Origin of the sequence: Actinomadura macra NBRC 14102 (assembly GCF_001552215.1) — a bacterium.
In the GTDB taxonomy this organism is placed as follows: Bacteria; Actinomycetota; Actinomycetes; order Streptosporangiales; family Streptosporangiaceae; genus Spirillospora; species Spirillospora macra.
In genome coordinates this window covers 357,434-382,599 of sequence record NZ_BCQT01000009.1, presented here as the reverse complement: position 1 = coordinate 382,599, position 25,166 = coordinate 357,434, and the positions used below count along the sequence as shown (strand labels likewise).

The 25,166-nt window shown below is 71.2% G+C and carries 24 protein-coding genes; 11 read left to right on the top strand and 13 right to left on the bottom strand.

All coding sequences use genetic code 11. From position 1 onward, the window contains the following. The first annotated feature begins 177 nt into the window (after window positions 1–177). Together AMA02S_RS15580 and AMA02S_RS15575 are read left to right on the top strand one after the other, a co-directional pair. Window positions 178–831 carry a response regulator transcription factor gene (locus AMA02S_RS15580; RefSeq protein WP_067458339.1) on the top strand — a complete coding sequence of 218 codons (654 nt, stop codon included), beginning with the start codon at window positions 178–180 and terminating at the stop codon, window positions 829–831. After that, complete coding sequence (locus AMA02S_RS15575) at window positions 828–2,246, top strand: ATP-binding protein (RefSeq protein WP_245667563.1); 1,419 nt, start codon at window positions 828–830, stop codon at window positions 2,244–2,246. The genes AMA02S_RS15580 and AMA02S_RS15575 overlap by 4 nt, the downstream gene beginning before the upstream one ends. Before the next feature lie 29 nt (window positions 2,247–2,275). Here AMA02S_RS15575 and AMA02S_RS15570 read toward each other — a convergent pair whose 3' ends face one another. Further along, complete coding sequence (locus AMA02S_RS15570; protein ID WP_067458336.1) at window positions 2,276–5,029, bottom strand: ABC transporter substrate-binding protein; 2,754 nt, start codon at window positions 5,027–5,029, stop codon at window positions 2,276–2,278. A 50-nt stretch (window positions 5,030–5,079) separates the two neighbouring features. Then, a complete protein-coding gene (locus AMA02S_RS15565) occupies window positions 5,080–6,765 on the bottom strand; it encodes a serine/threonine-protein kinase (RefSeq protein ID WP_067458333.1) in 1,686 nt (561 codons plus the stop codon). Between the two features lie 506 nt (window positions 6,766–7,271). Here AMA02S_RS15565 and AMA02S_RS15560 point away from each other — a divergent pair. Together AMA02S_RS15560 and AMA02S_RS15555 are read left to right on the top strand one after the other, a co-directional pair. After that, complete coding sequence (locus AMA02S_RS15560; RefSeq protein WP_067458329.1) at window positions 7,272–7,568, top strand: DUF4193 domain-containing protein; 297 nt, start codon at window positions 7,272–7,274, stop codon at window positions 7,566–7,568. Between the two features lie 14 nt (window positions 7,569–7,582). Then, window positions 7,583–8,419 (top strand): hypothetical protein, encoded by an 837-nt coding sequence (locus AMA02S_RS15555; RefSeq protein WP_245667561.1) that lies wholly within the window; start codon window positions 7,583–7,585, stop codon window positions 8,417–8,419. A 73-nt stretch (window positions 8,420–8,492) separates the two neighbouring features. On the opposite strand, the gene AMA02S_RS15550 is transcribed toward AMA02S_RS15555, so the two are convergent. Then, complete coding sequence (locus tag AMA02S_RS15550) at window positions 8,493–8,780, bottom strand: DUF4235 domain-containing protein (RefSeq protein ID WP_067458326.1); 288 nt, start codon at window positions 8,778–8,780, stop codon at window positions 8,493–8,495. Between the two features lie 150 nt (window positions 8,781–8,930). Between AMA02S_RS15550 and valS the strand changes: the two genes are divergently transcribed. Further along, window positions 8,931–11,474, top strand: a complete 2,544-nt coding sequence (valS, locus tag AMA02S_RS15545; protein ID WP_067458323.1) for a valine--tRNA ligase — start codon at window positions 8,931–8,933, stop codon at window positions 11,472–11,474. A gap of 46 nt (window positions 11,475–11,520) precedes the next feature. Here the strand turns inward: valS and AMA02S_RS15540 are convergent, their stop codons facing one another. From AMA02S_RS15540 to AMA02S_RS15510, 8 genes are all read right to left on the bottom strand, one after another. Continuing rightward, window positions 11,521–12,219, bottom strand: a complete 699-nt coding sequence (locus AMA02S_RS15540) for a YidC/Oxa1 family membrane protein insertase (RefSeq protein WP_067458320.1) — start codon at window positions 12,217–12,219, stop codon at window positions 11,521–11,523. 47 nt (window positions 12,220–12,266) lie between these two features. After that, a complete protein-coding gene (locus AMA02S_RS15535; RefSeq protein ID WP_067458318.1) occupies window positions 12,267–12,566 on the bottom strand; it encodes a DUF6412 domain-containing protein in 300 nt (99 codons plus the stop codon). A gap of 68 nt (window positions 12,567–12,634) precedes the next feature. After that, entirely contained in the window at window positions 12,635–13,189 is a 555-nt protein-coding gene (locus AMA02S_RS15530; RefSeq protein ID WP_067458315.1) for a hypothetical protein, read from the bottom strand. 18 nt (window positions 13,190–13,207) lie between these two features. Continuing rightward, window positions 13,208–13,366 (bottom strand): hypothetical protein, encoded by a 159-nt coding sequence (locus tag AMA02S_RS41755; protein ID WP_169806822.1) that lies wholly within the window; start codon window positions 13,364–13,366, stop codon window positions 13,208–13,210. After that, window positions 13,354–13,902: a hypothetical protein gene (locus tag AMA02S_RS15525; protein ID WP_067458312.1), complete on the bottom strand. Its 549-nt coding sequence runs from the start codon at window positions 13,900–13,902 to the stop codon at window positions 13,354–13,356. The genes AMA02S_RS41755 and AMA02S_RS15525 overlap by 13 nt, the downstream gene beginning before the upstream one ends. Then, complete coding sequence (locus AMA02S_RS15520) at window positions 13,899–14,372, bottom strand: hypothetical protein (protein ID WP_067458309.1); 474 nt, start codon at window positions 14,370–14,372, stop codon at window positions 13,899–13,901. The genes AMA02S_RS15525 and AMA02S_RS15520 overlap by 4 nt, the downstream gene beginning before the upstream one ends. Continuing rightward, the gene (locus AMA02S_RS15515) at window positions 14,369–14,899 is read right to left on the bottom strand and encodes a MauE/DoxX family redox-associated membrane protein (protein WP_067458306.1); all 531 of its coding nucleotides are present in this window, start codon (window positions 14,897–14,899) and stop codon (window positions 14,369–14,371) included. The genes AMA02S_RS15520 and AMA02S_RS15515 overlap by 4 nt, the downstream gene beginning before the upstream one ends. Continuing rightward, the gene (locus AMA02S_RS15510; protein ID WP_067459075.1) at window positions 14,896–15,600 is read right to left on the bottom strand and encodes a hypothetical protein; all 705 of its coding nucleotides are present in this window, start codon (window positions 15,598–15,600) and stop codon (window positions 14,896–14,898) included. Before AMA02S_RS15510 ends, AMA02S_RS15515 begins: the two co-directional genes overlap by 4 nt. 266 nt (window positions 15,601–15,866) lie before the next feature. On the opposite strand from AMA02S_RS15510, the gene dut reads away from it, so the two are divergent. The 3 genes from dut (at window position 15,867) to AMA02S_RS45340 (ending at window position 17,517) form a co-directional block, all read left to right on the top strand. After that, window positions 15,867–16,340, top strand: coding sequence for a dUTP diphosphatase (gene dut / locus AMA02S_RS15505; RefSeq protein ID WP_067458304.1), 474 nt, complete (start codon window positions 15,867–15,869; stop codon window positions 16,338–16,340). A gap of 3 nt (window positions 16,341–16,343) precedes the next feature. Continuing rightward, the gene (locus AMA02S_RS15500) at window positions 16,344–17,177 is read left to right on the top strand and encodes a DUF3710 domain-containing protein (RefSeq protein WP_067458301.1); all 834 of its coding nucleotides are present in this window, start codon (window positions 16,344–16,346) and stop codon (window positions 17,175–17,177) included. A 259-nt stretch (window positions 17,178–17,436) separates the two neighbouring features. After that, window positions 17,437–17,517 (top strand): 50S ribosomal protein bL37, encoded by an 81-nt coding sequence (locus AMA02S_RS45340; protein ID WP_476692282.1) that lies wholly within the window; start codon window positions 17,437–17,439, stop codon window positions 17,515–17,517. Window positions 17,518–17,520: 3 nt separating this feature from the next. On the opposite strand, the gene AMA02S_RS15495 is transcribed toward AMA02S_RS45340, so the two are convergent. Further along, on the bottom strand, window positions 17,521–18,222 hold the full coding sequence (locus tag AMA02S_RS15495; RefSeq protein WP_067458298.1) for a PIG-L deacetylase family protein: 702 nt from the start codon (window positions 18,220–18,222) through the stop codon (window positions 17,521–17,523). A 43-nt stretch (window positions 18,223–18,265) separates the two neighbouring features. On the opposite strand from AMA02S_RS15495, the gene AMA02S_RS15490 reads away from it, so the two are divergent. From AMA02S_RS15490 to AMA02S_RS15480, 3 genes are all read left to right on the top strand, one after another. Continuing rightward, a complete protein-coding gene (locus AMA02S_RS15490; RefSeq protein WP_157430599.1) occupies window positions 18,266–22,363 on the top strand; it encodes a HEAT repeat domain-containing protein in 4,098 nt (1,365 codons plus the stop codon). Between the two features lie 580 nt (window positions 22,364–22,943). Further along, window positions 22,944–24,239: a NucA/NucB deoxyribonuclease domain-containing protein gene (locus tag AMA02S_RS15485; RefSeq protein ID WP_084265181.1), complete on the top strand. Its 1,296-nt coding sequence runs from the start codon at window positions 22,944–22,946 to the stop codon at window positions 24,237–24,239. Window positions 24,240–24,310: 71 nt separating this feature from the next. Continuing rightward, complete coding sequence (locus AMA02S_RS15480) at window positions 24,311–24,781, top strand: uL16 family ribosomal protein (RefSeq protein ID WP_157430598.1); 471 nt, start codon at window positions 24,311–24,313, stop codon at window positions 24,779–24,781. On the opposite strand, the gene AMA02S_RS40300 is transcribed toward AMA02S_RS15480, so the two are convergent. Then, window positions 24,751–25,128: an SDR family NAD(P)-dependent oxidoreductase gene (locus tag AMA02S_RS40300; RefSeq protein WP_084265180.1), complete on the bottom strand. Its 378-nt coding sequence runs from the start codon at window positions 25,126–25,128 to the stop codon at window positions 24,751–24,753. The two genes, AMA02S_RS15480 and AMA02S_RS40300, sit on opposite strands and share 31 nt — an antisense overlap. Window positions 25,129–25,166: the final 38 nt, after the last annotated feature.

Below are 25,166 nucleotides of genomic sequence, written 5' to 3'. Positions count from 1 at the left end.
CCTACCCAGCCCTAGGCTGAAGGTAAACCTGTTCGCCGATGCAATTTTCGCGGAACCTTGCGGTGAGCATAGACAGGCCGGCGGGCGGCAAGTTGAACGGGTGCTTACGGGCGTCTTACGGGATCCGTGGCATACCTGGATCGCGGGGCGGCGGCGCCCCGACCGGAGGGGGACGCGGTGCGTGTTCTAGTCGTCGAGGACGAGCGGGTGCTCGCCGACGCGATAGCCACCGGCCTGCGCAGGGACGCGCTGGCCGTGGACGTGGCCTACGACGGCGCGGGGGCGCTGGAGCGGGCGGGCGTCAACGAGTACGACGTGATCGTCCTCGATCGGGACCTGCCGAGGGTCCACGGTGACGATGTGTGCAAGCAGCTCGTAGCGCAGCGCTACCCGGCGCGGATCATCATGCTGACGGCGGCGGGGGAACTGGACGACCGGGTCGAGGGCCTGTCCATCGGCGCCGACGACTACCTGGCCAAGCCGTTCGCGTTCGCCGAGCTGATCGCCCGGGTGCGCGCCCTCGGCCGGCGCGCCGCCGCGCCGCTGCCGCCGGTGTTGGAGCGCGCCGGGATCACGCTCGACCCGGCCCGCCGCGAGGTGCTGCGGGACGGCCGTCCGGTCGAGCTGACCCGCAAGGAGTTCGCGGTCCTGGAGGTGCTGCTCAGCGCGGACGGCGCGGTCGTCAGCTCCGAGCAGCTCCTGGAGAAGGCGTGGGACGAGCACATCGACCCCTTCACCAACGTCGTGCGGGTCACCATGATGACGCTGCGCAAGAAGCTCGGCGACCCGCCGGTGATCGAGACCGTGCCCGGAGTGGGGTACCGGCTGTGACCTCCGAATCCGCGCCGCACAACGACCCGGACGGGCCGGGCGGGCCGGGCGCCACCGATCGCCCGGACGGCCGTCCCACCGCCGCGTCGCCGAGCGCCCAGCCCACAAACCCTCAGCCCACAAACCCTCAGTCCACCCATCAGCCCGCCGGCCAGTCCACCCAGCCCGTCACCGCCCCGAACGCCCAGCCGAACGGCAAGACGGGCGGCGGCCCGTGGCGCCGTCCGGGCCCGCAGCAGTTCCCGCCGCCAAGCCAGGGCGCCAAGGGCCTGTGGCGGACCGAGGGCGGGTCGTTCGCGACGGACCTGAAGTCGCTGCCCGGCCGGATGAGCGTCCGGCTGCGCCTCACCCTGCTCTACGGGCTGCTGTTCTTCATGGCCGGGGCGCTGCTGCTGTTCGTCATGTCGATCCTGATGGCCAACATTCTCGGTGGCGTCAAGGTCATCGGATTCGGGATCAACGACCCCGAGACGGCCGCCGAGGTGCAGCACCAGTTCGTCGAGCAGACGATGCGCCAGCTCGTCGGCCGGTCGCTGGTCGCGCTCGGCGGGGTCGGGATCATCACGCTGGTGCTCGGCTACTTCGTCGCCGACCGGGCGCTCAGCCCGCTGCAGCGGGTCACCGCGACGGCGCGCCGCCTGTCGGAGAGCACCCTGCACGAGCGGATCGCGCTGGAGGGCCCCGACGACGAGATCAAGGAGCTGGCCGACACCTTCGACGCGATGCTGGAACGGCTCGGGCAGGCGTTCGACTCCCAGCGCCGGTTCGTCGCCAACGCCTCGCACGAGCTGAGAACGCCGCTGGCGATCAACCGGACGCTGCTGGAGGTGGCGCTCGGCGACCCCGAGGTGTCGGACGACCTGCGCGCCGTCGGCCGCACCCTGCTGGCCACCAACGCCCGGCACGAGCGGCTGATCGAGGGGCTGCTGCTGCTGGCCCGCAGCGAGCGCGAGCTGACCGCCCGCACCCCGGTGGACCTGGCCGAGGTGGCGGCGACCGTGCTGGAGCACTCCGCCCGCCGCGACCATGACAACGACGTCTCCGTCCACCCCGAGTTGACGTCCGGGACGGCGCTCGGCGACCCGGTGCTGCTGGAGCACCTGGTGTCCAACCTCGTCGAGAACGCGATCAAGCACAACGAGGACGGCGGCGAGCTGTGGCTGCGCACCGGGCTGCTCGAAGGCTGGGCCACCGTCCAGGTCGAGAACACCGGCCCCGCCGTGCCCGCGTACGAGGTGGAGAGGCTGTTCGAGCCGTTCCGGCGGCTGAACGCCGACCGTGTCGAGTCCGCCAAGGGCGCGGGGCTCGGGCTGTCGATCGTCCGCTCGGTGGTGCTGGCCCACCGCGGCGCGGTGTACGCGGCGCCGCGTCCGGGCGGCGGGCTGATCGTCACCGTCCGCCTCCCACCCGGCTGACGGCCGCCCGCCCGGCCATGAGAACGGTGCTACTTGAGGGCGGCGGTCGCCAGGGTGGGGTCCCCGTCGTAGTCGAAGTCCAGCCCGACGTACTTGGCGCTTCTCAGGGCGCGCCTCCCGAGGTTCAGCAGCGGGATCAGCGCCATGTCGTCCAGCGCGATCTTCTCGGCCTGCTTGTACAGCTCGGTGCGCTCCTGCGACGAGATCGTCCGGACCGCCTTGTACATCACCCCGTCAAAGCGCGTGCTCTTGTACTTGGCCAGGTTGTAGTAGGTGTTCGACTCCGTCGCGATGCTGGTGCTGCCCAGCAGGTTCCAGAGCATCGTGTAGGGCGTGGGGTAGTCGGGGGCCCACGCGAAGAGGGCCAGCCCGGACGCGTCGTCCGCGATGAGGGACTTGCGGTACTCCTGGAACTCCGCGAGCGGCGTCTTCTTCCGTTCGATCTTCCAGCCCAGCGCCGACTCCAGCTGTTGCGCTATCACGTCGGCCAGCTGCTGGTAGACGGGCAGGTCCTGGGTGTGGAGCACGACGGTCGTCCCCGACCCGAGCCCGGCCTGCGTGGCGAGCGTCTTGGCCCTGGTGATGTCCGGCGCGTCGCAGGACGGGCAGGTGCCCGGTCCGCCGAACCCGGGGAGCGCCGCCGGGACCAGCCCGCGTGCGGGCTGGTTCGCGAGCCCCGCCGCCTGGCTGATCTTCTTGCGGTCGAGGGCGTAGGAGACCGCGAGCCTGCCCTCCTTGGACGCCATCGGCCCGCGCCCGGTGAGCGGGACGAGCATCCGCTCGGACGCCAGGAGGCGGGTGGTCACGTTCGGGTCGCCGGACGTCGCGCGGTCGTCGGAGGGGAGCCCGGCCCAGCCGACCTCGCCGGAGGTGAAGGCCGCCCGCGCCTGGGCGTCGACGACGCCCAGCCGGATCTCGACCCGGTCCAGCCTGGTCTTGCCGAAGGCCCACCGATCGTTGCGGACGAGCGTGACGGACTTGTCCTTGACGTACGACTGCACCTTGAAGGGGCCGTTGCCGACGGGGTTCATGTTGTAGGTGTCGTTGTCGGCCTTTCCTGCGGCCTCGGGTACGGGCGCGAACACCGGGTCGGCCAGCCGGGCACCGAAATCGCAATTGGGGGAGGTGAGCGTGACGGTGAGCACGCCGCCGCCGGAGGTGGTGACGCCCGACAGCTGCGTGGCCTTGCCGCCCGCGACATCGCTGTAGCCCTTGATGTCGGCCATCAGCGTCGGCGCGTCGCCGCTCGTGACCGCGGCGGCGCGGGCCCAGCCGCGGGCGAACGCCTGCGCGTCGACCGGTGTGCCGTCGCTGAAGGTCGTTCCCGGCTTGACGGAGATCGTCCAGGTCGTGCAGGTCGCGTCGGGCTGGAGCGAGGAGGCGAGGCGGCCGCGGACGACTCCGTCCGTGCCGGTCTCGGTCAGTCCGGTGAACAGTTGCTTGACCACGAAGCGGCCGGTGCCCGACAGGCTGTGCGAGGGGTCGAGCTGCCCGCTCGTGTTGAGGTCGCTCTGGGCGGCGATCGCCAGTGTGCCGCCGACGCGCCCGGCGGGCGTGGGCGACGGCTTCCCGTCGTCGCTGAGCCGGACGGCGATCACGGCGCCCGCGAGCACCAGCGCGACCAGGGCGGCGCCACCGGCGCCGGCGAGCACGCCGATCCCGCGCCGGCGCCCGCCGGTGCCCGTCCCGTGTGGTTTGCTCAGGTCGACGACGGGCGCGGTGGAGCCGCCCACCGGCCAGGTGGCCGCGCTGGGCGGCGGGGACGGAGGAGGGCCGTGCATCGGCAGACCGGGCGAGTACAGAGGGGCCCGCTGCGGCGGCGGAGCCATCTGCGGCGGCGCCATGTGCTCAGGCGGCGGCGAGGCGTGCAGCCCCGCCGACTCGGCGGCGGCTTCGGCGCCCTGGTTGAGCATCGTGGTGTCGTGCTCGGCGCCCACCCCGGCGAGCTGAGGGGCGCCGGCCTGGGGAAGGCTTCCGGCGAGCCGCAGCAGGTGCGCCAGGACGTGCTGCGACTGCGGGCGGAGCAACGGGTCCTTGGCGAGGCACGCGGCGACGAGTTCCCGCAGCGGCTCGGTGAGCGCCCCGAGGTCGGGCGGCATGTTGAGGATGCGGTGCATGACCGCGGGGATCGAGTCCTGACCGAACGCCGGACGCGCGGTCGAGGCGTACACCATCGTGGCCGCCCACGCCCACACGTCGGCCGCCGGGCCGACCGGCGCGCCGGAGATCTGCTCGGGCGCCATGTAGGCGGGGGTGCCGATGGCGGTGCTCGACATCGTGCCCGTGGCGTCCAGCGCGCGGGCGATCCCGAAGTCGATCACCCGGGGGCCGTCCGGTGCGAGCAGCACGTTGCCGGGCTTGAAGTCGCGGTGCACGACCCCCGCCTGGTGGATCGCGGCGAGCGCCGTCATCGTGCCGATCGCGATGCGGTCGAGGTCGGCGCCGACCCGCGGGCCCTCGGCCGCCAGCACGTCCGACAGCGCCGGGCCGTCGATGTACTCGCTGACGATGTAGGGCCGGTCGCCCTCGACGTCGGAGTCCAGGACGCGGGCGGTGCAGAACGGCGAGACCCGCTTGGCCACCGCCACCTCGGCCGCGAACCGGGACCGGGCCTTGGCGTCACCGCTGAACCGCGCGTGCAGCAGCTTCACCGCGACCCGGTGCCCCGGTTCGTCTTCGGCGAGGTACACCGCCCCCTGACCGCCCTCCCCGAGCAGTCCGATCAGCTGGTAGGGCCCGAGATGGGCCGGATCACCCGTGCGGAGAGGGGCGACCTCTGCCATCTGCGTCCTTCCGGGAGGGGCGGCGATACAGGGTTATTACCGGCGGGCCACTATTTGCTCACGTACCCATAGGCGTCCGCGGTCGTGGTGGACCGGTTCGGCCGCCACTCCCACCGCATCGAGGTGCTGGACGACGGGATAAACGTGAGGTAGCCCGAGGCGCACTGCGTGGTGGACATCCCCGACATCGGGGTCTCCTGATACTCGATCCTGGAGCTGCTCTCGTCGCCCGACAGCAGCGACAGGCGCGTGATGCAGGTGGGCGTGCTGGTGTAGGTGTAGCGCGCGGTGCCGAACGAGCGGAGCAGCGCGAACCGCACCTGGAAGGTCGACCGGCCCGCCCCCGCGCTGGGCTGGAAGCCCGTGCCGGAGTACGAGCCGAGCAGGCCGCCGGTGGTGGCCGGGGTGGGTGTGCTGCCCGTGCTCGGCGTGTAGGTGGTCGTCGGCAGGATCGGGTCGTCCGGGTCGTCGCTGTTGGCGGCGGCGATGGCGATCACGACGATCACGACGATCACGATCAGGGCCAGCACACCGCAGCCGATCGCGATGATCGGCCCGGCGGAGCTGGACTGGCGTGCCGGCGGCCCGTACGTGGGCCCCATCGGCGGGACCGGTCCCGCCTGCTGCATCGGCATCTGCGGTGGCATGGACCCGTGCGCCGGTGGCGTCGACACGTTGTGCACCCCGGCGCCCTGGTACATCGGCATCGGCGGCGGCGTGATGGGCTGCGGCGGGGGCGTGGTCGGCCCCTGCATCGCCCCCTGGTTCATCGGCATCGGCGGCGGGGTGATCGGCTGCGGTGGGGGCGTGTGCCGCGCCGGCGGCACCGGCGGCGGCGCCGGCAGCTGCGCCGCGATGCGGGTGCCCTGGTTGAGCAGGTCCTCCGAGTCGGCCCCGGGGTTCGCGGGCGCGGCACCGACGTGACCGAGCAGGTTCAGCAGGAGCTGGGCGGCCGGCGGGCGTAGCCCCGCGTCCTTGGAGAGGCAGCGGCCGATCAGATCGCGCAGCGGGCCCGCGGGCAGCGCCGACAGGTCCGGGTCCTCGTTCAGGATCCGGTTGATGATCACCGGCAGCGTGTCCGCCTCGAACGGCGACTGCCCGGTCGCGGCGAACACCATGGTCGCGGCCCAGGCGAAGATGTCCACGGCCGGGGTGAGCGGCGCGCCGGTGAGCTGCTCGGGCGCCAGGTAGCCGGGCGTGCCGACGACCATGCCGGTGGCGGTGACCGCGCTCTCCTGCGAGTTCACCGTCCGGGCGATGCCGAAGTCGACGACGCGCGGGCCGTCGGAGGCCAGCATGACGTTGTTCGGCTTGAAGTCGCGGTGCACGATCCCGGCCTCGTGGATGGCCGCGAGCGCGGTCACCGTGCCGATCGCGAGGCGCTCCAGCTCCGCCGCGCCGCGCGGCCCGTTGTGCGCGACCACGTCGTGCAGCGAGGGCCCGTCGATGAACTCGCTGACGACATAGGGCTGGTCGCCCTGCACATCGGCCTCGAGCACACGGGCCGTGCAGAAGGGCTCGACCTTCTGCGCCGCGGCCACCTCGCGGGTGAACCGGGCGCGTGCCGCCGGATCGTTCGCCATCTGGGCGTGCAGCAGCTTGACGGCGACGTAACCCCCGTTCGGCGCCTTCCCCAGGAAGACCGCTCCCTGCCCCCCGGCGCCCAGCCGCCCGACGACCTCGTACTGTCCCAGTGCCCTAGGATCGCCTGGCTCCAGCGGAGCGGCATCCGGCATCTGACCCTCCAGTGACCCGCAGTGATGTCCCGCGATAGTGTGCGCCGGGCCCTCGCAGACAGGCCACAGCCGGCAATCGCCGGACGGCCCCGCGGGGGGCCCGCCCCCTAACCTCAGGCGGGCACGATATCGCGTTAGTTCAGACGTTTCACCGAAGCGTCTGGTTCAGTCGCCGACCAGCCGGTTCAAAGAGTCCCGGACCAGGCTGCCGGGTCGGCGCGCGCAACGCCCCCGGGACCGATATGATCCCCGCCGCCGCGGGATACCCGACGGACGTCCCGGCACGGTATCTATGCCGTGACATCTGCCGGGTATGTGATGGAAGACACACTACGAGGAAGAGATCCGGGTGATGGGTGTCACTCGTGGGAACGGTCGCGCCTTGTGTGTCGTACGTCACCAACCGTGACAGAATTTCCGGCCCGGATCGGGCACAAGAACGGTCCCCCGAGCGTTAGATCCGCGCGACGGGGCGCATAAAGCACTGAGGGGGATGGAGATAGAAGATGGCGACCGACTACGACAGCCCACGCAAGACAGACGACGACATCAACGAGGACAGCCTTCAGGAGTTGCAGGCGCGGCGAGCCGACAAGGCCGCGAGCATCATCGACGAGGACCTGGACGCCGGTGAGGTCGCCGAGCTTCCCGGCGCCGATCTGTCGAACGAGGAGCTCACCTTCCGGGTGGTTCCTCGGCAGGCCGATGAGTTCACCTGCACCCGTTGCTTCCTGGTGCACCACCGCAGCCAGTTGGCCACCGAGAAGAACGGCCGGCCGATCTGCCGCGAGTGCGCCGCCTGACCGGGAGCGGCCAGGTGACGGGAGACCTTGAAAGGCGCCACGACGGGGTGGAGCCGCCGCACGGCGACGGCTCCACCGAGCTCGGCGAGCTCATCGGCAGACTCGCCGGCGACGAGAAGATGGACCGCGAGACCCGCGGTCGCCTCCTCGGGCGACTGGCCAGGCTGCTCGGCCAGAGTGCCCGCAAGGTGGGCGCCGCGGGTTACGCGCGCGGCCGCTGGCTGAGCGACATGCTGGTCGAGATCGCACCGCACATACCGATCCGCGACCTGGAGACGCTGCAGGCGCACCACCGCGGGCTGATGGGCGAGGAACTCGCCGACCGGCTCGTGAAGGTCGCCGGCAACGCCACGACCACCGTGGGCGCGGCGGGCGGAGCGCTGGCGGCGGTCGAGTTCGCCGCCCCGCCGCTGCTGCTGACCGCCCCCGCCCAGCTCGCCGCCGAGGCCCTCGTGGTCGCGGCGATCGAGGTGAAGATGATCGCTGAGCTGCACGAGGTGTACGGAGTCCAGGTGCAGGGCTCGGGCACGGCGCGCGGCGCGGCGTTCCTCACGTCCTGGGCCAGGCAGCGCGGCATCAACCCCCTGGAGAGCGGTTCGATCACAAGCGCGCTGGGGACGGCTGCCAAGTCGGCCCTGCGTAAACGGATGCTGCGCACCTTCGGCCGCAGCATGAGCACGATGGGCCCGTTTCTCACCGGGGCCGCCGCCGGCGCGGCGCTCAACCGGGGGGCGACCAAGGCCCTCGCCGCGAAGGTCAGAAACGACCTGCGCGGCTCTGCCGGCGGCCCGCCGCCGCTTCCGGGTGACGATGGCCACGGGGGGCCACGGCACCTGAGGTCCACCGGCTAGGACGCCCGCACGCGCGGGCGCCCCCCTCGCCCGCGCGTCGGCGTCACCGGCCTTCGCGTCTCAGACCGTCGGGTCAGACGTCCACTTTCAGGTGGGACGGCAGCTCGCCGGTGCCCTTCGCCCACTGCCGGGCGGCCGCCCGGGTCGCCAGGAGCCGCGCGAGCTCCATGCCCACGCCCATCACCACGGCCCACCCGATCGCCTCGGCGAGCGCCACGTCCGGGGACTCGGGATTGGTCGGCGGCTCCTTGCCCGTGCTCTTCTTCCAGGCCAGCGTGATCGCCTTCTTCGCGACGAAGCCCCCCGCGAAGGCGGCGGCGCCGGCCACCACTCGATAGCCGATGTCGCCCTTGTCCGCCATGTTCGTCCTCCAGTCGTCCAGTCGGCTCCGACGCTACCGGAACGGATGGTCACGGACCGTCCGGACGGCGGAGTGATCGCCGCGTCCCCGGCCCGGCCGGCGGGCGGTTAATTGGCATGCGAGCCGTGGCGTTGTCAATACCATTGGCCCATGACAGAGCGGCCACGTACCCCGAACGTCCCTGCCAAGCCATCCCTCGACGGCCTGGAGGACAAGTGGGTACGCGTCTGGGAGGACGGCGGCGTCTACCGCTTCGACCGCACCCGCCCGCGCGGCGAGGTCTACTCGATCGACACCCCGCCGCCCACGGTGAGCGGCTCCCTCCACGTCGGCCACGTCTTCTCCTTCACCCACACCGACACCATCGCCCGGTTCCAGCGCATGCGCGGTCGGGCGGTCTTCTACCCGATGGGCTGGGACGATAACGGCCTGCCCACCGAGCGGCGGGTCCAGAACCACTTCGGTGTCCGGTGCGACCCGGGCCTCGCGTACGACCCGGACTTCGAGCCGCCCGCCAATCCCGACCCCAGGCGGCAGGTGCCGGTCTCACGCCGCAACTTCATCGAGCTGTGCGTGCGGCTCACCGAGGTCGATGAGAAGGCGTTCGAGGAGATGTGGCGCCGCGTCGGCCTGTCCGTCGACTGGAGCCTGCTCTACACCACCATCGGGGACGTCTCCCGGACGGCGTCGCAGCGGGCGTTCCTGCGCAACCTGGGGCGCGGTGAGGCGTATGTGGCCGAGGCGCCCACCCTGTGGGACGTGACCTTCCGCACGGCCGTCGCGCAGGCCGAGCTTGAGGACCGTGAGCAGCCGGGCGCCTTCCACCGGATCCGGTTCCACGCGAACGACCGTCCGGTCTATGTGGAGACCACCCGCCCGGAGTTGCTGCCCGCATGCGTCGCGCTGGTCGCCCACCCCGACGACGAGCGGTACCGGGAGCTGGTCGGGACGACCGTCCGGACGCCGCTGTTCGGCGTGGACGTCCCGGTGGTCGCGCACCGGCTCGCCGACCCGGACAAGGGCTCGGGCATAGCGATGATCTGCACGTTCGGCGACGTCACGGACGTCACGTGGTGGCGCGAGCTGGACCTGCCCACCCGCGCGGTCGTCGGCTGGGACGGGCGGCTCGCCGCCGAGCCCCCGGCGGGCGTCCCGGCGGACCCGTACGGCGAGCTGGCCGGCAAGACGGTCCACTCGGCGAGGGAGCGCGTCGTCGAGTTGCTGCGCGAGTCCGGCGACCTGGACGGTGAGCCGCGCCGGATCAGCCGTCCGGTGAAGTTCTACGAGAAGGGCAGCAAGCCCCTGGAGATCGTCACGACACGCCAGTGGTACATCCGCAACGGCGGGCGCGACGGAGCGGTTCGCGCCGAGCTGCTCGCACGCGGGCGCGAGCTGGCATGGCACCCGGGCTACATGCGGGGCCGTTACGAGAACTGGGTCGAGGGGCTGAACGGCGACTGGCTGATCTCCCGGCAGCGGTTCTTCGGCGTGCCGATCCCGGTCTGGTACCGGCTGGACGGGTCCGGCTCCCCGCTCTACGAGGAGCCCATCACCCCGCCGGAGGACGCGCTGCCCGTCGACCCGTCCTCGGACGTCCCTCCGGGCTTCACCGAGGACCAGCGCGGCGAGCCGGGCGGCTTCATCGGCGACCCGGACGTGATGGACACCTGGGCGACATCGTCGCTGACCCCCCAGATCGCGGGGGGCTGGGAACGCGACCCCGACCTGTTCGGGCGGGTCTTCCCCTACGACCTGCGCCCGCAGGCCCACGACATCATCCGCACCTGGCTGTTCTCCACCGTCGTCCGCGCGCATCTGGAGCACGGCACGCTGCCGTGGGCCGCCGCGGCGCTGTCGGGATGGATCCTTGACCCGGACCGCAAGAAGATGTCCAAGTCCAAGGGCAACGTGGTCACGCCGATCGACCTGCTGCGCGAGTACGGCTCCGACGCCGTCCGGTACTGGTCCGCCAGCGGCCGGCCAGGCGCCGACACCGCGTTCGACACCGGTCAGATCAAGGTCGGGCGGCGCCTCGCCATCAAGATCCTCAATGCGTCCAGGTTCGTGCTCGGTCTCGGCGAGGTCGTCGGCGGGGGAGCGGTGGCGGCGGTCACCGAGCCCCTCGACCGGGCGATGCTGGCCGCGCTGTCCGGTGTCGTCCGGGACGCGACGGAGGCGTTCGAGGGCTACGACTACACGCGCGCCCTGGAGCGCACCGAGCGCTTCTTCTGGGAGTTTTGCGACGACTACCTGGAGCTCGTGAAGGCCCGTGCGTACGGGGACGGCCCCGAGGCGCTGTCGGCGCGGGCGGCCCTCCAGACGGCGCTGTCGGTGCTGCTGCGCCTGTTCGCGCCCGTCCTGCCGTTCGTGACCGAGGAGGTCTGGTCGTGGTGGCGGACGGGGTCGGTGCACGCCGCGTCGTGGCCGGTCGCCGCCGAGCTGCCCCCGGACGGCGACCCCGTCGTCCTCGCCGCGACCGGCGAGGCGCTCCGGCAGGTCCGCAAGGCCAAGTCCGAGGCGAAGGCGTCGATGCGCGCGGACGTGGCGCGCGCCGTCGTCCGCGGCGCCAGGGTGACCCACATCGCCCGGCCCGACCTGGCCGCCGCGGGCCGCATCGCCGACCTGGCGCTGGAGGACGCGCCCGCGGACCTGACCGTCGAGGTCGTCCTGGCCCCGGTCGCTCCCCAGGGCTGAGAGCACCGCGGGCCAGTGCGCACGCCCGTGGAACGCTCTCAGGCCCTCACAGCGCGGGCGCCACGATCCGGCGATGCAGCATCGCCCGCTCCACGGCCGTCCACAGGTTCGACGTCAGCAGGTAGACCCCGGCCGCCAGCGGGACGAACGCCGCGAACACCACCGTCCCGAACGGCATGATCCGCGCCACCGCGCCCATCGGCCCCTCCGCGGTCACCCGTCGCGACGTCCACAGCGCCACCAAGGCGAGCAGCGCGAACAACCCGAGGAACACCAGAGACGGCCCCGCGAGCAGCCCGCCGCCCAGGAGCCCCACCCAGTTCTGCCCCAGCGGCGCGCCCAGAAGCGTGTGCGCGAGCAGCAGGTTCTGGTGGCCGCCCACCGACGCTGACACGAACAACCGGTACATGACCATGAAGAACGGCACCTGCACGAACATTGGCAGGCATCCGGTGAGCGGCGTGCTCCCCTCCGCGTCGTACAGCGCCGCGGTCTCCCGCTGGAGCCGCTGCGGGTTGTTCGCGTGCTTCTTCTGGAGCGCCTGAACCTGGGGCAGCAGCCGGGTCCTTGTCCGCTCGCCCTTGGCCGCGGAGACGGCGAGCGGGACCATCAGCAACCGCACCGCGGCGGTGAACACGACGATCGCGGTGGCGGTCGCCAGGCCGCCCGCGGCGGGGCGCAGGACATCGGCCAGGCCGGTGACGAGATCGTAGGCGAGCGAAACGGGGGTATCGAGCAGGAACATCGGAGCCCTTCCGGAGGGTGTGGCGGATCGACGGCTTCTGGCCGCGCTCAGGCGGCCGCCATCTCCGCTCCGGGTGCTCTCGGACGGGGCCGCCCCGCCGCGTCCGGATCACGTTGGGGGAGGAAGGCGGTACGGGACGTCCGCTCCCGCAGGGCTGTCCGCACCCGTGCGAGCGCCGCCCGATGTCCGCGCCGTGACGCGGCGCCCCGCACCGTCGCCAGCACCAGCAGCCCCGCCACGGTGACCGTCGCCAGCGCCAGCAGCGTGCTCTGGCCGGGCACCGACCCGGCCCAGTCGGCCACGGCCAGGATCCGCAGCAGAGCGGAGATCACCAGCGACCAGTACACGGGCGAGCCTTCCTCGACGGCGGGTCCGCCATGTCCGACGCCCGCGACCGGCGAGAGGTTCCCGAGCGTCAGAGGACGAGAAGAGCCAGGGCGGCGAGGGAGGCGAGCGCCGTCAGGGTCTTGACGGCTGGCATGCGGACGGCTATCGCGGCGTCGCGGTGATCGTCTCGGGCCAGGTAGGACAGCAGGGCGCTGAGGGCCCTGCCGGCGCCGAAGGCGGTGCCGGCGATGAGGGCCGCGCCCATGGCCGCGTGGCCGAGCAGGAGGGCCAGGGCCAGGACGTAGGGCGCGCTGGACGGGACGTACGTGCGGACCCCGGTCCCCAGCTCGAAGCCGAACTGGAGCGAGCCTCGGCGCAGGTGAGTCTGGAGGACCTCCTGGGGGATCTGCCGGGCGTTCTGCGGGAGGGGCAAGGAGAGCAGGCCCGACTCGCGGGCGGCGCCCAGAGCGGCCACCACCAGGATCGCGGCCGCGCGGACGTGCGGCGGCAGCGGCGCGGAGAGGCCGGACAGCGACCACAGCACCGTCGCGCTCAACGTGCCCCCGAGCAGGAGCCCGAGGGTGAAGACGGCGAGGATCTCGCCCTGCCGTATCGGGGCTCGCCAACCTGGCGAGAACAGCACGGATTCGCTGTTACGCGTTCAGACGCTGCCCGACAGCGAGAATCCGGCGAGGGCACCGACCGAGGCCCAGCACAGGACCGTGGCGTCCAGCGCCGCCGCCGCGACCGCGAGCAGTGCCAGCGCGGCGGCGGGGAGAAAGGGATCGGTCAGGCCACGGCGGACGGTCAGTTCTTGCACGCCGTCGCCTTGCGGCAGATGGTCTTGTACCAGTTGCCCTTCTTGGTCTTGTTCCAGCCGTCGTGGCAGCGCCACGTGACGCCCTTGCTGCAACTGCCGCACTTCTTGGCGTAGGCCCACAGCCAGCCGTCGTAGCCGCCGCTGTAGCACTGGTTGGGACGCAGCTTGTACCAGCCGGGATCAGACGACCCGGACTTGTGGAAGCCCTTGTACGTGCCGCTCGTCCGGCAGCACCAGGCGCAGACGTAGCTCGGCCCGCAGCCGGGGGAGCAGTTGTGGTCCCGCGCATAGGACGGGCAACGGGGATAGATGTCGTAGTAGCCGACCAGGCTGAATCCGGACGAGATGGCCTGGCGCGCGGGCGGGAAGACGCCGAGCGCGTTCAGCCCGGCGGTGGCGCCGGCGGCGGCGAGGCCGGTCAGCAGGCTGCGCCGCGCGGGCCTGAGGTCCCGGTCGCGCTCGGCGCGGCGGCGGACGCGCTCGGCGCCGGCGGGGCGGGGGCCGCGCAGCGGCGGGATGTCCTCAAGCTCGATCATCGCGCCGCCTCCAGGGCCAGCTCGCGGAGCGCCTCGGGAGAGCCCACGGGTTCGGACGCCCGGACCCGTCCGTCCTCGCCGACGAGCACGGCGAAGGGTGTGGCGGGGACGCCGTAGTCGGCGAACAGGCCGTCCCGCTCCCCGTCGAGGACCGTGCCGGGGAACGGCGTTCCGGGCGCCGCGCCGGAGAAGATCGCGTGCAGTGGTCCGCCCAGCTCTCCCGCGGTGGCGAGGACGTCGGTGCAGACCCCGCATTCGCTGTCGACGAAGAGCAGCAGTCCCGGTCCGAGGCGGTCGAAGGCGGGCGCGCGCGTGCCCGCCGCCGGACCGAGCGCGGTCGTGCCGTGCGCCCCGCGTGCGGGCGCGGCCTGGCTGAGCGCGTGCACCTGCCGGACGAGACCGGCGACCACCAGGGCGAGCAGCAGGATCGCCGCCCAGGAGAGCAGCAGCGCGCTGGTCTGGAAGCTCATCCAGCGGTACTCCTTTCGATCATGGCGTGCGGGAGCGTCCAGAGGATCACCGTGAACCCCAGTCCCGCCGTAACGATGACGGACATCTCTGATCCGGATGTTCCGCCCGGAAGACCGTGCACGGCGCCGGCGAGGGCCAGCGCCGCCAGCGCCGCCGCCCGTCCGGCGACCCATCCGGTCATGGGGGAGGCGGCGTCGCCCGCGCACCCGCAGGGAGCGCCTTTCCGCCACCGCACGATGGACGTTCCGTACAGCGCGTAGGCGGCCAGGAGCAGGGCGGACGCGGCGGACGCGGCGCGGAACGCCCCGTCCAGCCACAGGAGCAGGGCGATCGCGGCGGAGGCACCCGCCATGCCTTCCGCCGCGACCACGATCACTGCCGCGGGCACCGCCAGCGACGCCGGCAGGACGCCCTGGGCCCGCAGCGCGGCCGGGAGCGTCCTCGGCCGTCTGAGCTGCCCGAACGCCGACCCCAGCAGGACGAGCGGCACCGCGACGGCGGCGATCCCGGCCAGCAGGGCGGTCACCGGACCGCCTCGACCGCCAGCCGCGCCAGCCGTCCGGGGACCTCGCGCACGCGGTCCTCCTCGGGCAGGACGGTCACCAGCAGCGACCGCAGCGCCAGCAGGAAGTAGGGGCCCTGGCCCTCGATGGTGTCCTGGAACAGTTCGCCGCCCGCCACCGAGGCGCCGCGCCACGACGGGAGCCGCTTGCGCGTCTGCCCCGTCAGCGGGGTGATCTCCAGGAGCCCGAGGCCGGGGACCTCCTTGACCATCTCGGCGGGTTCGGGCCGCCGCGCGCGCCCGCGCGTGTCGGCGGTGATCCCGTCGTCGTGCTCGGTCAGCCGCAGCGTCCCGAAGAAGGCCACGACGTCGGCCGGACGCGCGTGGTAGAGGTGCGTGAAGACCGCGTGCCGGCGTCCCTCCCAGACCGCCGCGAGCATCGGGTCGCTGACCCCGGTGTCGATGTCGCGCGTCCGCGCCCGCCCCACCCGCAGGCGCCCGCCCTGGAGCCGGAACTCCTGCTCGAAGCGGGTGACGCCGACCTGGCCGGCCCAGGCCAGCGCGTCCGCGCGGGTGCCGCTGGAGATCTCGTGGAGCCGGCCGCCGTCGGCGACGCGCGCCACCGACGTGCAGGGCCGCCCGAGATCGTGCGGGCCGGCGATCCGGACCCGTACCCCGTCCAGGGAGCGGTGGGTGACCTCACGATCAAGTGAGTGCCCACTCATGCCGTTCACCTGCCCCTTCGTGCGGGACGTACGTTGAGTGACAGGTGTGACGCTACGCGCGATAGGGCGCTTTGGGGGCAAACCTTCCGGAAGTGGTCACTCTCCGGGAGCGGGTAGTCTCGCGCCGGGACACGCCGCGCCGCTTCCCCGCCCGCCCGGCGGCGTTTCCCGTCCGGCCGCCCCCGCCGCCCCCGGTAGGGTCGGGTGGCCTCTCAGCAGGCCCGGCGGCACGACCGCCGTGATGCTCCCCGAGCGTGAGGTGGACCGTGAGCAAGGTCGATGTGCTGATCAAGCGGCTGGACCCGGACCTGCCCCTGCCGCACTACGCCCATGCGGGCGATGCGGGGGCCGATCTCGTCGCCGCCGTGGACGTCGAGCTGCCACCGGGGGAACGTGCCGTCGTCCCCACGGGAATGGCCATCGCGCTACCGGACGGCTACGCAGCTTTCATTCACCCTCGGTCCGGTTTGGGCGCTAGGTTGGGGGTGACCATAGTGAACGCACCCGGTACGGTCGATGCCGGCTACCGCGGTGAGATCAAGGTGACCCTGCTGAACACCGACCTCCGCGCCACCGTCACTCTCCGGCGCGGGGACCGCATCGCGCAGATGGTCGTGCAGCGGGTGGAGCAGGCGGTGTTCCACGAGGTCGCCGAGCTTCCCGGATCGGCGCGCGGGACCGGTGGATTCGGCTCCACGGGCGGATTCGCGGATAATGAGCACAGTCGAGAAGGAGCGTGAGTCGTGGCTTTTGGACGTCGCCGGCAGGCCGATGAGCCCGAGAAGGGGCCCGAGCCGACCGAAGAGCCGGTGGATGCCGTTGACGAGGCCGGCGAGGAGGCCGCCGCCGAGGCCACCGAGGCCAAGCCGGACGAGGGCGGTCCCTGGGACTCCGCGGACTCCTTCCCCGAGCTGCAGCGGCTCGATTTCGGATCCCTCCAGGTGCCCGTCGCGCCCGGCCTCGGTTTCCAGGTGAACTTCGAGGCCACCCAGGTGGACGACGAGGGCAACCCCCTCGACGGCCGGCCCGTCGCGGTCCTCGTGCAGTACGAGGAGAGCGCCATGCAGCTCCAGGTGTTCGCCGCGCCCAAGCGCAGCGGCATCTGGGAGGACGTGCGGCGCGAGACCGCCAAGGACATCCAGGAGGAGGCCAACGGCCAGACCCAGGAGGGCGAGGGCCCGTTCGGCCCCGAGCTGCTGGCGATGGTCCCCGCGGCCCTGACCGAGGAGGTCCTCGCGGAGATGCCGCAGGAGGTCCGCGAGCAGATCCCCGCCGAGTTCGTCGAACAGGGCTGGGCCCCGCAGATCATCCGCTTCCTCGGTGTCGACGGCCCCCGCTGGTTCCTCCAGGCCGTGGTCCAGGGCGCCGCGATCGAGGACGAGGAGCAGTGGCAGGTCCTGGAGGACGTGCTCCGCGGTGTCGTCGTCGTCCGCGGCGACGCCCCGATGCCCCCGCGCGACCTCCTGGAGCTCCAGATCCCGCAGGAGTTCAGCGAGGCCGGCGAGGACAACGGAGAAGAGGGCGTCCAGACCTTCGACCCCTTCGAGCGCGGCCCCGAGATCACAGAGGTCCGATAGAAGTTTTTGCGGCGATCGTCGCATCGCTTTCGACTCGCCCCAGAGGGCTCGCTTCGCGATCAGGTTCTCGCTTCGCTCACACCTGGCTTCGCATGCGATCGCAACGCTTGGGTCGTTGGTGGCTGGTGTTGGAGACGGTGTAGGTGTGCGCGCTTGTTCGGGGCACGTCCCTTTTCGGACGTGCCCCGGTTGTGTTCTCGATTGCCGCCGGCCGTCCGTTCCTTGCTTGGAAGGGGCGAACGGGTGGTGAATCGGGGGCATGTCGAAGAAGACGCGCAAACGTCGGGCCCGTAAGCGCTCCAAGCACAACAAGGGGAAGCGGCCCAACGCCCGCCACTGACCCTCAGGTCGCGATCAGCTCGAACGGCATCGCGTGCCGGACGCCCACCGCTCGTCCGGCCGGCTCCACCATGCCGGTGAGGAACGCGGCGGCGTCGAAGTCCGCGCCGAGGTTGGAGAAGTACACCTGGTGCGCCAGTAGCGAGTCGATGCCGTCCTGCAGGTGGCCGGTCACGTCCACGTAGTGGGTGGCCTGCGGCGATCCGCCGAACAGCGCGAACCGGACGCCCTGCCATGGCTCCAGGTCGAGGTCGCGGAACACCCAGCGGTTGGCCGCGTCCCGGACGGCGTCCGCGACCGCGAGGCCGAGGACGCGGTGGTCGGCCATGTTGAACCCGCCGCCGGGGAAGGTCTCCCGGAAGTTCACCGAGACCACGACCTCGGGACGGTGCCGGCGGATCGCCGCGGCCAGGACGCGCCGCAGCGGCAGGCCGTACTCCAGCATGCCGTCCTGGAGGTCGAGGAACTCCACCGTCTCGACCCCGACGCGGCGGGCCGCCTCGATCTGCTCCTCGGTGCGGACGCGGCGGACCTCGTCCGGGTCCATACCGTCGATGCCGGCCTCGCCGCGCGTGGCGAGCACCTCCACGACGGTCTTGCCCTGCCCCGTCCACTTCGCGACCGCGGTGGAGCCCCCGTACTCCAGATCGTCGGGGTGCGCCACGATCGCCAGCGCCCGTTCCCAGTCCTCAGGTACCACGTCCATGGTTCCATCCTTGCCTATCCCGCACCTCCCTAAGATCGGCGCCATGACATCGGTGGACGAAAGCGTCATTTCCGACCTGTGCCGTCTCGCCGATCGCCTCGACGCGGGGCTCGGCGGGGACCTGGCCGGATACGCGGCGGCGCTGCCCACCTCACTGCCCCCCTCGTTGGACGAGTCGCCGGACACCGCGCTCGTGCTGGCCCGCGTCTACCTGCATCTGCACGCGCACGTCCGCGAATGGCCCGCGTGGCGGACGGCCGGCCTGCCGGTCCGCGTCCAGATCGCGTGGCTGCGCGCCGAGATCGCCCACCGTCCGGAGAGCGTCCGGGACGAGCCCGCCGGCGACCTGCTCTACCAGGCCGTCCGGGGGCTGAGCGCGCACGAGGGGACGCTCACCGCCGAACTGGCGCGGCGGGCCGATCCCGTCCTGCGTGCCGAGGCGTTCCGGATCACCCGGGAGTCGCTGGAGCAGTCCCTGATCTCTCCGGGGCGGGCGCGGGCGCTCGTCGAGGAACTGGCCGACGATGTACCGGATGCCCTGCGCGAACTCGCCTTGCCGTGGGCCGCCCTCGATCCGCTGCCGGAGGGTCGGATCGACCGCTACCTGACCACCGGCCCGGCCGATGCCGCGATCGAGGTCGCCGCCCGTCACGGGCATCACCGCCTGCTCCGCGACGTCGCCGCGGACACGGCCCGTCCACCGGCCCTCCGGCGGCGGGCGCTCGACCTGCTCGGCGACCTCGCCACCCGCAGGGACGTGGGCGAGATCATCGCCATCGCCGTCCAGGATCCCCTGCTGCTCGCCGGGCCCGCCGTCGCGTGCCTGGGCGGGATGCACCGGCGCGGCCACTTTCCCTCCGGACGCGACGTTCCCGGGATCATCGGACTCGCCCTCGCCGACCACCGCGTCGCCGCCGAAGAGGTCGCGACCGTCCTGTACTCGTGCAGGCACGAGGCTCTGCGCGAACTGTCGGCGAAGCCCGGCCCCCGCCATCTGGAACTGCTGATCGCGCTCGACGCCCAGGGCATGCCGGACATGGACGTGGGTGGCGCCCTCGTCCCCTCTGCGGATGATCCGGCGGGGTATCTGCGGGCGATCCGCGAGCTCGGGTACCTGCCCGCTGAGGAGACCGTCCTGGCCCTGCTGCCCCGGGTGCCCCGGGAGGCGCTGGCCGCCCTGGAGGCCGTGGGCGGGCCGCGGACGGCCGAGATCCTCCGCGAAGGGCTCGGGCTGGACGGCGGCGGCATCGTCCGGCACCTTCGCCCGCACCGGCACCGTGCCCTGGAGATCCTCTGGCACCTCACCGGCGACCCCGCGCAACGGCGGTCGATCATGGAACGGCTCGATCCCCGCGACCTGCCCCGCCGCGTCGCCGACGATCTGGGCGGTCCCGACGCGGGTGAGCTGGCCATTCTGCGCGCCGGGCTGGATCCCGCGGACCCGGCCGGCGCCTTGTCCCGGCTGGCTCGCAACGGCGACGCGTCCACGCTCCCGGCCATCGCGGACCTGCTGCTCCGTCTCGCCTCGGCGGACGACGAGCCGCCCGCCGAAGCCCTTGAGGCCGTCCGCGACCTCGGGGCCCGCCTGTTCCGGCGCGGTGCCATCCGCCCGCGCTGCCTCCTCGACGCCGCCTCCGCGTCCGAGGCCGGGCACGCCCTCCTCGCGTCCCTCCTGCTCGACCTCCTCGACCGCCGCGACCTCGCGCCGCCCGAGCAGGCGGCCCTGCTCGACCTCCTCCGCCGCACCCCGCACGCCGGCGTGAAGGCCCGCGTCCACCGGCTGCTGCGGCACCGCGATCCGCACGTCCGCAGCGGTGCCATCGCCGTCATCGCGCGGAACGCGGGCGACGCTCGCGCCATGGCGGCGAGCATGATCCCGCTGACCAGGGCGGATGACGTCCAGACCGTCCGGCAGGCGCTTCTCGCCCTGGCCGAGGCGGGTGTGAGCGGGGCGGGCCCGGCGATGGCGGCCTGCCTGGACCACCCGAACATGAACGTCAAGAAGACCGCCGCGTCGGCGCTGGCCTCCGTGGATGCGCCGTCCGCCGTCCCGAAGCTGCTGTACTGGCTCGGCCACCACGACAATCCGGGCTTCCGCGACGCGCTGGTCGGCGCGCTGCGCGCGACCCTGGGCCGCACCTTCACCGCGACCGTCATCGCCGCGGCCGACCGCGCCGACGACCGCGCCCGCTCGCTCCTGCTCCAGCCCCTGGACGGCCTGCTCACCTCCCGCTGCGTGACGGCGCTGGCCAGCCAGGGCTCACCCGCTGGCAAGGCGCTGCTCACCCACCTCACCGCCCGGCCTCCCGCGGATGCGGACACCCTCGCCCGGGACGGCTGGAATGCCGGACTCGCCCGTCGCATCGTGGACGCGCACTCGCGCAACCCCGACGCCCGGCCCGACCCGCGGCTGCGGCCCCACCTGGCAGACTGGCTCCGCCTCGCGGCATCGGACGATCCCGGCCCCGTCTTGCGCTTCGTCCTGCGGTTGTGCCCTCCACCCTGGACGGACGAAGAGCTGGCACTCTTCGCACCCGCGGCTCCCCTCCTGGTGGACGTCCTGAACGTCCTAGAAGGGCATCACTCCCGCGGTCTGGATCTGCTGGAAGGCACGATCGCCCGCTCGGCCCCCGCAGAACGGCTCGTCCTCGCCGACCACGTACGTGGGCGATCGCTCGGACGGTCTGGTCTCGTCCTTCTCAGTCGTTGCGGAGCCGTCCTCACAAGGGACGATCTTGACCACGCGCTGGCGACGTCCGATGACCAGGAGGCCGTCCTCCGCGAGGCGCTCGCCCAACCGGTGATCGACGACCCGTCCGCCCCTGCCTGGCGCGAGGACCTGCGCAGAGCGACGCAGGACCCGGAATCGCTGGCGCGCCTGCGCACCCGGGAAGGGGGTTCCTCACGCGACCGCCTGGACGCGCTGATCGCCGCCTTCCCCACGGCCCCCGCAGACGTCCGCGAACCGCTCCTGAACTGGATGCTCGACCTGCAACCCCTGGACGTCCCGCCCTGGATCCTCGCGGAGGACGCCCGCCGCCCCGCACCAGACGTCCGGACCCCGCGCCCCGACGATCTGGACCAGCCCCGTTCCGCCGCCCAGCAGGCCCGGTTGCTGGCGATGCTGGACGATCCGTCCCCGGCCCGTCGCGAGACCGCGGCCCGGCTCCTGCGCGGCTGGCCCGAGCCCACCGCTCGTGACGCGTTGCTGCGCGCCTACCTGACCGGTGGGATCGACCTCCCCGTCCCGCTCGGCACGGACGTCCCCGAGGGCAACGAGCGCCTCGCGCACCTGGCCGACCGTCTGCATGGCGCCGACCTGGACCGTCTCGTTCCGTACCTCATCCCTATCTGGGAACACGGCACGACTCCGTCCGTCCGTGCCGCCGCCGGAAGCGCCGTCCGCCGCACGGCCCCCGACATCGTGGCCGAATCCCTCTCCGCTCGCCTCGCCGACGGCGCCTGGGGAATGCTCGACCTCATCGTCAACCGGCCGCTGCTGCGCACCCCGGCCCTGACCCGCACCGTCCAGCTTCTCCGGGACGAGGGCCGCGACGCCCTGGCCGACCAGATCATCCTGGTGGACGGCCCCCTCCGCGCCCCCGATTCGGCCGCCGAGCACGAGGCCGCCCTCGCGGCGCTGCGGGAGTACCGGCCCGAGCCCGTCCAGGAATGGTCGAGGGACGAGCTGTTCAAGCGGGCTCGCGAAGGCGGGCCGAAGGAATTCCGCAGGGCCCTGACACGGCTCGCCGAATTTCCCGTCGACGACGAGTTCAGGGAATTGCTGGCGGAGTTGATCGGCCATCCGGAAACGAGCGTCCGGCTGCACGCGCACCGCATCTCCCGCCGCGTCCTGAGCCGACCCGAGTACCTGGAACAGACGATCCGGCTCCTGGACGACCCGGAACCCAACGTCGTCCGGTCGGCCGTCAAGACCTTGAGCCACGCATCCCACGAACCCGCTATCCCTGGCCTGGTCGCACTTCTCTCACATGCGCACCGCCTCGTCCGCCAAGCCGCCGAAGAGGGCCTGCTCCTGCTCGGCGAATCCGCCGTCCCCGCCCTCAAACACGCCGCCGCCCGAGCCCGCCCCGACCGCCGCCCCCGCTACACGACCCTCCTCTCCCGCCTCACCGACTGAGCCACGCCCGACGCACCCCCGGCCCTCCGAGACCATTCCCTCGCCCGCGCCGCGGCTTCGCGACAAGGTCCCGCACGGCCGGCAGCGTCCCGTCGCCGGGTCGGTGATCCACTGCCGCGAGCTTTGTCCTGTTCGGACGGATGTCGCGACCAGTCATGGTGTGTGTAAAGAATTATGACTGGCCGACGTCGGCCAATTCTTCTCATTCGTTCGATGAGGCCGGAGCCGATGCGTTCGCGCAGGCCACCCACGTGGTGGTGTTCTCTTTTGTTCGGCCTTGCATTGACCACGGTTGGATCGTGCCCGTGCAAGATCGGCTCTGACCTTGTGTTTCGTTCCATCTGTCGTGCCGGATGATATCCGCATTTCGGCAGACTTGATCAAATCCGGTGCCCTGGGTTAGCTTTGAATTGATCATCACTGCTCCCCGATGTGACGGCTATCGCCTGCCGCAGGGCCCACGCCGAGGTAGCCGGTTCCCACGCAACGCAGTGACGCACCTGTATGCCGTGCGAGCAGGGCGCGGCAATTCGTACGGACAAGGGTTCCTTCGGGAGCGATCCAAGAAGGGCATGGCACCATGCGTAAAATTCTCGCCGCGATGGCGATCGGCCTGGGACTCGCCATCAGCGGGCTCAGCGGTATCGCCGCTGCCGGCGTGCCGGAAGCGAACGATGGCAGTTGGGTCCTCACGAGCCCGGCCAACGTGAAGACAGCGACCTCGAAACTTCGGCACCGCACTTATCAAGACGTACTCGAAAGCGCCGCCAGGCAGTTATATGTCGCAGACTCAAGCAACTATCGTAACGGAGTTCCTGACCAGCGCAAGGCGGATCCCGGGCAGCTCGCGGAGTGCGCCGGAACGATCATCGGAAATCCTGTCCGCGGCTACCTCAAGGACCGCTTCCACTTCTGTAGCAACTGGTCGGCCCGGCTTGACCACAGGAACAGTGAAGGTGTGGTCGACGGTGGTTTCACCTTCGACGTGATCTTCATTGGCACCAGCTACCAGGGCGCCCGCAAGGTCGATTTCGAAGTCCTCGTCGAAAGGATCCTTCTGTGGGGGAATATCTCCTCGAATCCCAATCCCCTCGTGACGTTCAAGATCGACTGCTATAAGATCACGTCCGATCGCGGCTGTGACGCTCAGAGCAATACCGGCGTCAGTAAGCGTATATCCCAGTGGGTCGTCTCGCCGCACAGCAAGATGTGGTTGCAATCGGGTTTCAACGACGGCATCGGGCCGGACAAGGTCAACTTCGTGGGATGGCAGGTGTTCCTCAGCAGTCCCGACCTGCCCGGAGCCGGAACCCCGCAACTCCAGGTCGATCAATCGGCCCGCTTCGACTCGGCACCGTACATCACGAACTATCCGCAGGGATCTGTCTTCCCCGAGGTGACGCCTCACCTTCTCTACAAGACCAGCGATCCGGAGGTCAATGAGACCGCAGAACATATCAAGGCCGCCTGCGACGATCCGCAGAGCACCATTCCGACCGTCCCGAACAAGGTGATTCCAGGCTGTCGGGACGGAAAGTCGATCTATCGACTCTACTACGACCAGAATCGCCGTAATCAAAATCGCGCAATGGCGGTGCGCACCTGCGAGGCGAAGTGGCCGAACTATCCAGACGAGGGAAAGGACTGCGACGAATTCCCCTTCTCGGCCACCTACGAGGGTGCGGCGATCGGTGAATTCGAACCGACCGCCACCCCTGGAATGTATTCGGTTCGCGCACTCGACTCCGCCGATAACCAGAAGGCCGGAAGTCGCCTCGGTACCTGGTACACCGCGGACAGGATACTGGACGGGCGTCTCCCGGTCGGCGGCTCGGTGCAGTACTATGAACCATTCAAGGTGTGGATCCAATCCTAGCCTCCGTTATGCGGAATGAATTGCCGCTCCTCTGCGCCCGAAGGCGCAGGGGAGCGTTGCCCTTGGAGGGGATGGCCGTGAATCTCTGTCTTGAAGAGCACGAAGAAGAGATTTTGATCGAGTATCGTCAATTCACCCTGGTGAAGATCGTGGACGTCGATCCACAGATTCAGGCCGAGGGGGGCCGCTCTTCCTGGATCGAGTGCAAGGACGAACGGCTGTATTTCAAGAGCGCGGCCCCGGATCACTACGCCGCGGTAAGGCTCCAGCACTGGAACGGAGAGCCGCCGGTCAACCGTGACTTCAGGTGGGAGGAGTTCGACGAGTTCCGCATCATGAGCGCGAACGACACGTTGTCCATCTGGACCGTCACCATGGGACCTGGCGGCTTGCAGATCGCCCTTGAGCCAGGCTGGTACCACATGCGCGCACTGAGCACGGGAAGGAAGGCCATCAGCCGGAAAATGCGCGACCACGACCTGACACAGGGTTTCCCCCGGTCGGTCGAACGCTACCTCTTGCAAATCTGGGCTGCCGAGTAGACCCGATCGCGGAAGGCCGGCGTCGGCGTCAGGACAGGCCGCCATCGACGGTGATGCTCTGGCCGGTGATCCACCTGGCCGCATCGGAGGTGAGGAAGGTGGCTTGTGCCGGCCGCGTCGAACAGCATACGGAGCTCGGCGGGGTCGGCGGCGTCCGCGCGCATCATCATGGCGCGACCACCGTCGGCCTCGATGTCGCCGACCACCCGCTTCGCCGCGTCGGCGTCGGTGCGGTAGTTGACGACGAGGGCCGCCCCACCCGCGGCCAGCCGCAACGCGGTCGCTCGGCCGATTCCGCGTGAACTCCCGGTGACAACCGCTACCCGACCGGTCGCGTTCGACGACATCCGCGCTCCCTTAGTAGGTGATATAGACTGTTGATGTC

Bases quoted from the DNA above. Each gene is read 5' to 3' on its own strand.
- AMA02S_RS15480 (WP_157430598.1), top strand. From the start codon at position 24,311: ATGGCCGTGAATCTCTGTCTTGAAGAGCACGAAGAAGAGATTTTGATC.
- valS (WP_067458323.1), top strand. From the start codon at position 8,931: ATGACAGAGCGGCCACGTACCCCGAACGTCCCTGCCAAGCCATCCCTC.
- AMA02S_RS15490 (WP_157430599.1), top strand. From the start codon at position 18,266: ATGACATCGGTGGACGAAAGCGTCATTTCCGACCTGTGCCGTCTCGCC.
- AMA02S_RS15570 (WP_067458336.1), bottom strand. From the start codon at position 5,029: ATGGCAGAGGTCGCCCCTCTCCGCACGGGTGATCCGGCCCATCTCGGG.
- AMA02S_RS15540 (WP_067458320.1), bottom strand. From the start codon at position 12,219: ATGTTCCTGCTCGATACCCCCGTTTCGCTCGCCTACGATCTCGTCACC.
- AMA02S_RS15560 (WP_067458329.1), top strand. From the start codon at position 7,272: ATGGCGACCGACTACGACAGCCCACGCAAGACAGACGACGACATCAAC.
- AMA02S_RS40300 (WP_084265180.1), bottom strand. From the start codon at position 25,128: ATGTCGTCGAACGCGACCGGTCGGGTAGCGGTTGTCACCGGGAGTTCA.
- AMA02S_RS15495 (WP_067458298.1), bottom strand. From the start codon at position 18,222: ATGGACGTGGTACCTGAGGACTGGGAACGGGCGCTGGCGATCGTGGCG.
- AMA02S_RS15485 (WP_084265181.1), top strand. From the start codon at position 22,944: ATGCGTAAAATTCTCGCCGCGATGGCGATCGGCCTGGGACTCGCCATC.
- AMA02S_RS15565 (WP_067458333.1), bottom strand. From the start codon at position 6,765: ATGCCGGATGCCGCTCCGCTGGAGCCAGGCGATCCTAGGGCACTGGGA.
- AMA02S_RS15525 (WP_067458312.1), bottom strand. From the start codon at position 13,902: ATGATCGAGCTTGAGGACATCCCGCCGCTGCGCGGCCCCCGCCCCGCC.
- AMA02S_RS15520 (WP_067458309.1), bottom strand. From the start codon at position 14,372: ATGAGCTTCCAGACCAGCGCGCTGCTGCTCTCCTGGGCGGCGATCCTG.
- AMA02S_RS15510 (WP_067459075.1), bottom strand. From the start codon at position 15,600: ATGAGTGGGCACTCACTTGATCGTGAGGTCACCCACCGCTCCCTGGAC.
- AMA02S_RS15550 (WP_067458326.1), bottom strand. From the start codon at position 8,780: ATGGCGGACAAGGGCGACATCGGCTATCGAGTGGTGGCCGGCGCCGCC.
- AMA02S_RS45340 (WP_476692282.1), top strand. From the start codon at position 17,437: ATGTCGAAGAAGACGCGCAAACGTCGGGCCCGTAAGCGCTCCAAGCAC.